This is a genomic window from Phenylobacterium sp. (assembly GCF_041919955.1).
Classification (GTDB): Bacteria; Pseudomonadota; Alphaproteobacteria; order Caulobacterales; family Caulobacteraceae; genus Phenylobacterium.
Genome location: NZ_JAYRSU010000043.1, coordinates 1 through 9298, shown reverse-complemented (window position 1 = coordinate 9298; position 9298 = coordinate 1). Strand labels below are relative to the sequence as shown.

The 9298-nt window shown below is 67.2% G+C and carries 9 protein-coding genes; 4 read left to right on the top strand and 5 right to left on the bottom strand.

Going from position 1 to position 9298, the window contains the following annotated elements; genetic code table 11:
• Positions 1 to 66 precede the first annotated feature (66 nt).
• Positions 67 to 1251, bottom strand: a complete 1185-nt coding sequence (locus ACE3T2_RS20900) for a transposase (protein WP_374660985.1) — start codon at positions 1249 to 1251, stop codon at positions 67 to 69.
• A 583-nt stretch (positions 1252 to 1834) separates the two neighbouring features.
• On the opposite strand from ACE3T2_RS20900, the gene ACE3T2_RS20895 reads away from it, so the two are divergent.
• Positions 1835 to 2179, top strand: a complete 345-nt coding sequence (locus ACE3T2_RS20895; protein WP_374660983.1) for a hypothetical protein — start codon at positions 1835 to 1837, stop codon at positions 2177 to 2179.
• Between the two features lie 116 nt (positions 2180 to 2295).
• Here the strand turns inward: ACE3T2_RS20895 and ACE3T2_RS20890 are convergent, their stop codons facing one another.
• The 4 genes from ACE3T2_RS20890 to ACE3T2_RS20875 all read right to left on the bottom strand — a co-directional run bounded on the left by ACE3T2_RS20890 (position 2296) and on the right by ACE3T2_RS20875 (position 5406).
• Entirely contained in the window at positions 2296 to 2652 is a 357-nt protein-coding gene (locus ACE3T2_RS20890) for a hypothetical protein (protein ID WP_374660981.1), read from the bottom strand.
• Between the two features lie 219 nt (positions 2653 to 2871).
• Positions 2872 to 3585 (bottom strand): GntR family transcriptional regulator, encoded by a 714-nt coding sequence (locus ACE3T2_RS20885; RefSeq protein WP_374660979.1) that lies wholly within the window; start codon positions 3583 to 3585, stop codon positions 2872 to 2874.
• Position 3586: 1 nt separating this feature from the next.
• Positions 3587 to 4045 carry a GntR family transcriptional regulator gene (locus ACE3T2_RS20880; RefSeq protein ID WP_374660977.1) on the bottom strand — a complete coding sequence of 153 codons (459 nt, stop codon included), beginning with the start codon at positions 4043 to 4045 and terminating at the stop codon, positions 3587 to 3589.
• Positions 4046 to 4113: 68 nt separating this feature from the next.
• Complete coding sequence (locus ACE3T2_RS20875; RefSeq protein ID WP_374660975.1) at positions 4114 to 5406, bottom strand: hypothetical protein; 1293 nt, start codon at positions 5404 to 5406, stop codon at positions 4114 to 4116.
• Between the two features lie 81 nt (positions 5407 to 5487).
• Here ACE3T2_RS20875 and ACE3T2_RS20870 point away from each other — a divergent pair, with 81 nt between their 5' ends.
• The 3 genes from ACE3T2_RS20870 (at position 5488) to ACE3T2_RS20860 (ending at position 9217) form a co-directional block, all read left to right on the top strand.
• Positions 5488 to 6453 (top strand): serine hydrolase domain-containing protein, encoded by a 966-nt coding sequence (locus ACE3T2_RS20870; protein WP_374660973.1) that lies wholly within the window; start codon positions 5488 to 5490, stop codon positions 6451 to 6453.
• Positions 6454 to 6541: 88 nt separating this feature from the next.
• A complete protein-coding gene (locus tag ACE3T2_RS20865; protein WP_374660971.1) occupies positions 6542 to 8761 on the top strand; it encodes a TonB-dependent receptor in 2220 nt (739 codons plus the stop codon).
• Positions 8762 to 8770: 9 nt separating this feature from the next.
• Positions 8771 to 9217, top strand: a complete 447-nt coding sequence (locus ACE3T2_RS20860; protein WP_374660969.1) for a DUF1254 domain-containing protein — start codon at positions 8771 to 8773, stop codon at positions 9215 to 9217.
• The last annotated feature ends 81 nt before the right edge of the window (positions 9218 to 9298 follow it).

The window sequence follows — 9298 nt, the reverse complement described above, 5'->3', positions numbered from 1 at the left end:
GATTTCGTTGAAAAAGGCCGCCGTCGGATCGTTGACCGCCCCGTGCTGGGTTGAGGCTGCAGCGTCTCAGGCTGTTGCGATTGCTGGCGGCGGGATGAGCTTGGCGAGTTTGCGGAGGTTCTGAGCGGTGGCGGCGAGGAGGAACTCGTCTCTGGCGCCACAGGGACCTCGTAGTCGCAGCCGGTCGAGCTTTAGGATGCGCTTCAGGTGGGCGAAGAGCATCTCGACCTTCTTCCGCTCGCGCCTGGATACGATGTAGGCGTCGGTGGTGGCGATCTCGCGGGCGCGATCGCGCGCCGCTTCGTAGATTGAGCGGGTCACCTTGCGGGCCGGTGCGTTCGGGCAGCAGCGGCTGCGGAGCGAGCAAGCGTCGCAGTCGGCCTTACTAGCGCGGTAGCGATACGTGTCATCGGGTGGGACATCGGGGTGATCGATGCGGAAGGCTCGCCGGTGCTGCTTCAACTCTTTGCCGCCGGGACAGCGGTAAAGGTCGGCCTCCGCATCGTAGGTAAAGTCACGCCGGGAGAAGGTCCCGTCGACCCGCTCGGACTTGTCGATAACCGGGATGTGCGGCTCGATATCCTGGTCGTTGACGAGCCAGTCCAGCATCTCAGCCGAGCCGTAGGCGCTGTCAGCTGACAGGCGCTGCGGCGACAGCTCGTGCTGCTCGCGCACGCGCTCGATCATGGTTCGTGCGGCGGTGAGTTCAGCCGGGCGCACCGCAGTGGAGGCCTCGACGTCGACAATGACTGCATGGTCGAGGTCGATGAGGTAGTTGGTGCAGTAGGCGAAGAAGGCCAGCCCCTTGTTAGCGCCGGTCCAGCGTGAGGCCGGATCGGCAGGCGAGATGAACTTGGGTGTCACCGGCGTTGCTGCGCCGAAGGCGGCGTCGTCCAGCGCGGCCAGATACTCATCGATGGCCCGGCTGGCGGCCTCAGGCGGCAAGCCTTGGGTTCCTGGCACGCAGCGTTGGCGATTGGCGTCGGCCTTGAGGTTGAGATGAACCTCCTCGCATAGCCGGCGCTCCGAGCGGATCCCGAAGCAGTAGCCCACTAGCAGCATCCGGATCAGCAGCTCCGGGTCGATCGAAGGACGGCCGATCGAGCTGTAGAATGGCGCGAGATGCGCCCGCACGCCGTCCAAGTCGACGAACCTGTCGATCGCCCGCAGCAGGTGATCGGAGGGCACATGGCGCTCGAGCGAGAACTCGTAAAACAGAGCAGCCTGGTCGACTCGACGATCACCCATCATGGCCATCTCTCCCGTCGTAAGGAGAGTGAATCAGGCCCGAGTCATCGCTTCAACAGGCCTTTTTCAACAGAATCGGCCGATTGCGGACGTTGGCTTCGGTGCGCAAAGCGGACATCCTGCCGTGTAGGCAAATGGGTGACCCAGACTATGGATGAAGGTGTAGCTGCGCTGGTTCGGCGTGCCCTAGCGGGCGACGTCCTAGCAAGTTCCGAGATTGCCGCCCAAATGGAGCTCGCGACTGCAGCGGACCGGATCGTGCTTCATCAGTTGATGCATTGGATCGCCGACGATGACATCCGACAGCGTGATCTCGAGTACGCCGCGCATCAGCTAAGGGAGCTCGCCGACACGCTGGGGCAAGTCCCTGCGACCCGGTGAGCCCCAATACGGATCGTAAGAGAAATCGGCTGCTTGGCGCCAATTCCGGAAATAAGCTCCGCGCCCTGAAGCGGACTTCAGGAGACGTCTGCTTCCCGGAATATCGCCGGCGCCCGGGTCCGCCCCTTCTGGGCCCTAGGAACTTATGCTTTACGCAACCATGCGATGTGCGAACGCATCTCGCTGTCACTGGCAGACCCGCAGCATGAAAAATATTCAGATCATCGACGACGCGGCCAACGCTACGTTCAGCATTTTCCAGGCTACGGACGCCGAGTTCGCTGCCATCTTCCCCGACGGTCGCGACATAGAGATCGCGGAGGACTTCTTCGAGCGACTTGGCGAAGAGAAAGCTGGCACGATCATCGAACCGATTTGGGAACGGCCGATCCTCAAACGTGACGCACTCGGCATTCACGGAACTATCTATTACGGCTGGTCCGAAAGGCGAAAATATCTCCCGGTATCCAAGCGAGAAGTTGATCTCGTGGACTCCGACCCTTGGGGTATCAACCATGCCCAGCGTCGGCTTTTTGCCGCGAACCGATAGACTGCTAGCCGCCCCTAGGCGACGTTTGGCGGCCCCGCATTGCGCGTTCCCGAGGCAATCGCCGGTGTGCTCATACTCAGACTGGATGCGCGCCCCTAGCGCCAGATGTCGACTAGCTAGAGGACGAGATCTCCATCAATGAATGAAGGGAGGCTCGACCTGAATACCTCCCAGTTCGGGTAATCTCGGCGGAGAAATGCCGTCTCAACAGCCTCCATGATTAGACTTTGGTCGGCGCGCGCAACCGAGAGGCCGGCTGCGGTCCATCTGAATGGCCGGGAGCCGTCCGGAGCAGATTCAGCAGGCTCAACCGAGACGTCGAACTGCACTGTGTACGTCCCAGGCGAACCGATCTCGCCAACCTCAACATAAACCCTTCCGCTCGCCGCGGTCGGCACAAACCCATCTGGCCAGGCTGGTGAGTATACGTCGCGAACTTCGAGCTTCATGGCATCGGAGATGATGCAGTTCATGGCCGCCCCGTCAAAACTTGAACTCAAGCCAGGCCGCATCGTCAGCGTTGCGCCATGAAGCGACATTGGCCTACTGCCTAGGAGCGGACGTAGTGGCGAGTCTGCAATTGGGCGGTATGGTTTTGACCGCTGCCGACCCATTGCAGCGGTTGTCATGGCTGAGCGATAAATTGGCCAGACCAGAACCGGAGCGCGTCAGCGCGCGGCCCTGGCGGCGCTCTAGGTCATCACCGTCATTCGGCGCACCTCATCGAGGGCCTCCAACACCATGCGCCGCCCTTCCGCTTCCGCAGCATCTGGATCGCCGATCGCGATAGCGCGCGCGATCTTGCGCCAGCCGGCCGCTGAGCGCCGACGCCGCACCGCCGAATTCATCGGCGCCCAGAGAATCGCGACTTCGCGCTCGAGCTCAAGGGACAGCTCAGCGACGTAGGGCGCGGCGGCCAGGGTCGCAATCAGGTCCGTCAGTCGCCGACGGGCGCGGATATAGTCTCCGACCTGGACCCGCGCGTCGTCGGCGACTTCGGCCAGCACTTCGGCCCCTTCGAGGATGGCCGCCACAAGAGCGGGCGGGCGTTGCGCACGTTCGGCGGCGAGGCGCACGAAGAGCGCGCCGACCTCAGCTCGCAGCCGAAAGTGCGCCTCCAGGGCCCGGGCGTTCATCTGCGCGACGACGGCTCCGGTACGCGGCGCGATCGCGACGAGCTTTTCCCGCTCGAGCCGACGAAGCGCCTCGCGAACCGGACCGCGGCTGCAGCCGAAGGCGACCGCCAGCGGGGCGGCCCGCAGCGGATCGCCGGGCTTGAACTCGCCCGCTTGGATGCGGTCGCGCAGCGCGTCGGCTATCTGGCCAGGCAGGCCCGCGGGCAGGCTCTCCGCCGGCGCCGCCAGCGGCGCGGTCGAGACCAGGAACGCTTCAAGTCGGGCAGTCATCCTAAGCCATACCCAGAATGGCCCGCTGGAGCGAAACGCGCTTGAGAAGATCGGTCAACCGGTCGCCAGCCGCCGGCCGCGCGGCCTCCAACGCGGCCTGTTCCCGGCTCAGGCGCTCCCACAGCGCGCCCTCGGCGGAACAGAGCCGCGCGCCGGCCGGCGCCTCCAGCAGCGGCAGAAGCTGGCGCCAGACCCGATCGACTTCGCTCAGAGGCGCCTCACGGCCTGAAATCACGCTCGCGCCGCGCCGCTCGGGTACGACGACGGCCCCGAGCGATTGCAGGCGGCCGATCGACTCGCGCGCCGCCGATTGGGTGCAGCCGCAAGTCTCGACGATCCATCGCTCCGGAAGCCGTTGGCCAGGTCGCAGCACGCCCGCGAGCACCGCCCGCAGGACGGCCTCGACGATCGGATCGAACGCCCCGCTGGCTGCGGGGCCGTCATTCGCGCCGCCGGACAAGGCGCCTCCTTCAAGCGGCCTGGAGCGACCAGGCGCGATCATCACCGATTCTTCACCGCCGCGCCGCCTCAGGCCAGCAGCACCTGCACGCCGGACAGCAGCGCGCGGCCAGTCGAGGCCACATGCTGAGCATCAACGCACCGCATGTCATCATTTGGCGAGTGATGGAAGCGGTGCGCCCCAAGGATTCCGAAGGCGCGAGGATAGCCGGCCGCGAGGATTTCGCCCAGTTCTCCGCCCGCCCCCGCCTCGTCGCCATAGACCGCTTCAAGCCCCGGCTGGCCGGCGAACGCAGCCCGCAACGAAGCGACCAGCTGCGGCCGCGCCACCAGGAAGCGCTGCGGGTCGACACTGGGCAACGGCGCCAGCCTCCCCTCCGCCTCATGCCAATCTCGCGCCGCCAACGCCGCGCCCAGATGCACCCAGAGCGCCGTGTCGTGCGGACGCGGAGCCAAGGCGCTGCGCAGGAAGACCTCGCCTCCGTGGTTCTCATACTCGTGACCCGAGGTCGCCACGAAAGTCAGGTCGAGCGGGCAGGCCGAACTCGCCCAACGCGCCAGGCCCAGCCAGGCGGCGACGCCGCCGCCGCGCTCTCCCATGCAGCCGAACCAACCCGAACGGGGCGTCGAGACCACCAGCCGGCGCCCCGCGCCGCGCTCCAGGCGACCGACGAGATTGAAGGCCGACCGGCGTCCGCTGACGCCTTCGATCCTCAGGAGGGCCATCTCGCCCCTCGCCGCCGCGGCCGCCAACTGGTCGCCTTCGCGTGATCCGACCGCCAAGATGGGAAAAGCCTCGCCAGCGCTCGGCGCCGCGTTCAGCGCCAGGGCTTCGCCGGTCGGCCCGTCGGTGATCAGGACAAGCGCGCCGACCTGCTGCTCGGCGGCGGCCTTCAGAACCTTGCCGACGGCGCCGGCATGCCGTGTCGACCACCGACCGTAGGGCAGGCGCGCGATTGCGATCATGCCTGTCGCAGCCTTCGAGCCGTCCCAGGTTTCCAGCCGAACAAGCGGCCCTGACAGCCCGCCCGGCGCCGTCAACCTCACAGGGGCCTGGGCAAGGGCCCCGATGACCTTGTCGCCCAGCGCCAGACTGACCGCGCCGGCCTCGAAGTACGGCACGTCAATGACTTGGCGGCTGACCGCAAAGCCCAGCCCCTGAAGCTCGCCCGCGAGCCAGGCGCCCGAAGCATCGTCGCCCGCCCCCCCAGAGGCCTTCGCGCCAAATCCATCGTAGCGCGCCAGGTCAGCCTGTACCTGGCGGATCGCGAACACATCGCCGGCGCCTTGGTCGGCCATCGCGCCCTCCAGGCTCATGGCGCCGATCCCCGCGCCCAGGATGACGTTGCGGCGGGTGGCCATGTCGAACTCCTCTTTCGCCGCGAACTAGGCGCAGCCCTGCATTAATGTCAATAATCGACACATAAACGAGAGAGGAACCGTATGCGCGCGTATCTGACCGCCCTTGCCATCCTGTTGTCGGCCGCCGCCCCGGCCCTCGCCGCGCCTCCCGACTGCGAGGCGCTCATCGCCTACTCGGAGGCCCGCGACGGCTTGAGCCTTCTGGTCCTCATCGACGGCCGGCCGGCGTGCGAGGCCTACGCGCAGGGCGCGGCGGCGACAACGCCGCTGCCGCTCTATTCGGGAACTAAGAGCCTCGTGGCGCTGATGGCCGCCGCCGGCGTCGAGGACGGGCTCCTGTCGCTGGAAGAACCGGCGGCCGACACGCTGGCGGAATGGCGCCAGGATCCGGCCAAATCGCGCGTCACGCTACGCCAGCTGCTGTCCATGTCGTCTGGACTTCCCAGCCGGATCGGCGATGTCCCGACCTATGCCGCGGCGGTCGAGGCACCGTTCAACGCCGCGCCCGGAGAGCGTTTTCAGTACGGGCCCGCGCCTTATCAGGCGTTCGGGGAGATCATGCGCCGCAAGCTTTCGGTCAGCGGACAAGAGCCCGATCCGCTCGCCTATCTGGAGCGCAGGGTCCTGCAGCCGGCCGGCGCGGCCGCAGCGGCCTGGCGGCGCGGCGCGGACGGCCAGATCATGATGCCGCAGGGCGCGGCGATGACCGCGCGCGACTGGGCCAATGTCGGCGAACACGTGCGCGCTCACGGCATGCTTTATCGTGAACTCTTCGTCCCCTCCGAGGCCAACCCCGCCTATGGGGTGGGTTGGTGGCTGCCCAATCGAGGCCCTGGCGCGGTGACGGCGAGTACGGACCTGGGCGACGGCGGCGAGGCCATCCCCCGCGACCTGGTGATGGCGGCCGGAGCCGGCGATCAGCGGCTCTATGTCATCGCCTCGCGCAAGCTCGTCATCGTCCGCCAAGCCCGTCTGGACCTGCGCGCTGACCACCGCTGGTCGGACGCTGAATTCGTCGGGCTCGCCCTCAAGATCACGAGTCCATAGTGTCAATTATTGACACTTCTGCAGCGGACCTATTACACGCCTTCCAATCGTCTTGGAGCGATCCAGAACACATTGGGGGAAGACGTCGATGACCAGCTACAAAGCGGCCGCCCTGGCCTGCGCCAGTACGATTTCGCTGCTCGCCGGAGAAGCCGCCGCGCAGACTGAGCGGCAGGAGCCGGCTGAACTGGGCGAGGTGGTGGTCACCGCCCGTCGCCGCGAAGAGCGCCTGATCGACGTTCCGGTGGCCGCCTCGGTGGTGTCCGCCGCCGCCCTCGTCGACCGCGGCGGGGCGGTCTCGACGGGCGAACTTCTGGCCGGACAGCCGAGCGTGCGCTTCAACAACCTCACCTCGTCGATCACCTCCGAGGTCTCGATGCGCGCCTCCTCCACCGCCCGGGCGACGAATGGCGATCCCAGCGTCGGCCTCTATCGCAACGGCGCCTATATCGGCGGCGGCGGCATCGGCGGGCGCAACTTCGCCCGGCTGGACACCTTCGATATCGGCCGTGTCGAGGTGCTGCGGGGCACTCAAGGCGCCCTCTATGGCCGAAACGCCGTCGGCGGAGCGGTCAACATCGTCTCGGCCCGGCCCGAGTTCAGCGACGGCGGCTTCGTCGACGCCAAATACGGGTTCGAAACGCAGCGCGCCCAGGTGCAGGCGGCCGTCAATCTGGCCGCCAGCGACGAACTCGCCTTTCGGTTCGGCGCGGACTACGTGAACCAGGACGACGGGTTCTTCTACAACCCCGTCAACGACGTCCATTTCGACCAGGAGAAGGGACTTGGGCTTCGCGCTCAGGCGCGCCTGGCCAAGGGTCCGGCGGACGTCACCCTGCTCGTCGAGAACCAGCAACTGACCACCCCGACCATCACCTATCAGATCGCCATTCCGGCAGGCTCGGCGGGCTTTCCCGGCGGCTACGTCCAGGACCAGTTCAGCTATCCTTGGAACACCGCCCCGCTCGCCAAGCAGAACATCAGCGCCGCCATACTGTCTGCCGAGGTCGACCTCGGTTGGGCCCAGCTCAGCTCCACCAGCCTCTTTCGGGTACGGGAGTCGATGTATGCGCTCGATAGCGACGGGGTGAACCCACAGGACCTGGCCCGCGCCCGCGCCGCGGGCCAGGTCGGTCCGGCCACCCCCATCGATCCAAATGCAGCGGCGGTGACCGCCGACCGCACCAAGACCCTGAGCCAGGACCTACGCCTTGCCGGCGAGGCGCTGGAAGGCCGGCTCGACTGGCTGGCCGGCGTCGAGGCCATGACCCAGGAGAGCCGCTACTCGGTCACCCTGGCCCGTACCCCCACGGCCGCCGCTCCCTCGACCGGCACGGTGGAGTCGGCGGTGCAGAACTACGACTCCTGGGCGGCTTACGGCGCGCTCACCTACGATGTGACCGGCGACCTCAGCCTGACGGGCGAGCTGCGCTACACCTCCGACGACAAGAGCCTGACATCGCGTCTGCGCGACCGGATCACCAACCAGCTGACCGGTGGGACGGCCAGGATCATCGATGGAACAAGCTCGCCGGAGAACCTCTCCTACAACGCCACCGCCTCCTATCGCCTGCCGATGAGCCTCCTGGCCTACGCCAAGGTGGGAACCAGCTACCGCGCCGGCGGCTTCAACCGCAATCTCGGCGACCTGCGCCAACCGGTCCCCATCCCCATCGCCTACGACGACGAGACTTCGCGCAGCTACGAGCTGGGCCTCAAGGGCGCGCCGCTGCCGAGCCTCTATGTCGCGCTGGCCGGCTACCGCACCGAGTTGACCGACATGATCGCCCAGCTCGACAACGGCTGCCGGGTGACGAACACGGCTTGCCCGGTCGCGGCGACGTCCTTCCTCACCAACGCGGGCGACGCCCGCTCCTGGGGCCTGGAGGCGGAGCTCGCGGGGCGCTACGATCTTGGCGACGGCCAGCTGCGACTGTCGCTGAACGGCTCGCGCCAGGGCGGCGAGGTGACCTCGGGCCGCTATGCTGGCCTGTCGCTCCCGCAGACGCCTGAGTGGCTGGCCTCGGCGGAAGCCAACTACCGCGCCCCGGTCGCCGGCTTCGAAGCGTTTGGCAACGTCAGCTACAATGCTCAGTGGGGCGGGGTTCAAGAGCTCAGCACCACCACTCCGAAGCTCTCGGATTTCCAGGTGGTCAACGCCCGGGTCGGTGTCGACATCGGCAAGATCCAGCTCGCGGCTTATGTCGACAACCTTTTCGACAGCGTCTTCGTCGTCGCCCAGGATCCGACTATCCGCCGCTACAGCCGCCCGCGCGTGAGCGGCCTGCAACTGCGCTACAGCTGGTGAGGGCGGGCCGTGACCGACCGGCGTAGATTCCTGACCGGCGGGGCGGCGGCGCTCGTCGCCGCCCCGCCCGCCGCCAAAGCCGAGCCCTCGTCCTTGCGCGCCGCGGCGCGCGAGCTTGCGCTCTTTGGCCTCCCGCTGATCGAGATGGCCGGCACGCGGGGCCGGGCTTTCCGCAACGGCCTGGTCGCCAACCGCTTCCGTCATGTGCGCAGGCTGACGGACGCCAGGAGCCAGACGGTCACCCAGCCGAACAACGACACGCTCTACTCGACGGCCTGGCTGGATCTGTCGGCTGGCCCGGTGCGGATCACCCTGCCCCGGGCCGGCGGACGCTACGTCTCGTTGGCGCTGATGGACATGTTCACCAACAATTTCGCGGTGCTGCACGCGGACTCCGCGGGCGAGGCGGTTGTCATCGGTCCGCGGGCCCCGGACCTGCCAAGGCTTGCCGCCTGAGGCCGCCAGCCGGGCCATCGATGAGTATCTGGCCGCGCTGGACGACGCCGCCTTCGGCGCAGCAACGCCGGTGACACCCAA

What these genes read in the sequence shown, in the direction of transcription:
- ACE3T2_RS20885 (WP_374660979.1), bottom strand. Translation starts at nt 3,585, where the DNA reads ATGACTGCCCGACTTGAAGCGTTCCTGGTCTCGACCGCGCCGCTGGCG.
- ACE3T2_RS20870 (WP_374660973.1), top strand. Translation starts at nt 5,488, where the DNA reads ATGCGCGCGTATCTGACCGCCCTTGCCATCCTGTTGTCGGCCGCCGCC.
- ACE3T2_RS20865 (WP_374660971.1), top strand. Translation starts at nt 6,542, where the DNA reads ATGACCAGCTACAAAGCGGCCGCCCTGGCCTGCGCCAGTACGATTTCG.
- ACE3T2_RS20900 (WP_374660985.1), bottom strand. Translation starts at nt 1,251, where the DNA reads ATGATGGGTGATCGTCGAGTCGACCAGGCTGCTCTGTTTTACGAGTTC.
- ACE3T2_RS20875 (WP_374660975.1), bottom strand. Translation starts at nt 5,406, where the DNA reads ATGGCCACCCGCCGCAACGTCATCCTGGGCGCGGGGATCGGCGCCATG.
- ACE3T2_RS20895 (WP_374660983.1), top strand. Translation starts at nt 1,835, where the DNA reads ATGAAAAATATTCAGATCATCGACGACGCGGCCAACGCTACGTTCAGC.
- ACE3T2_RS20890 (WP_374660981.1), bottom strand. Translation starts at nt 2,652, where the DNA reads ATGAACTGCATCATCTCCGATGCCATGAAGCTCGAAGTTCGCGACGTA.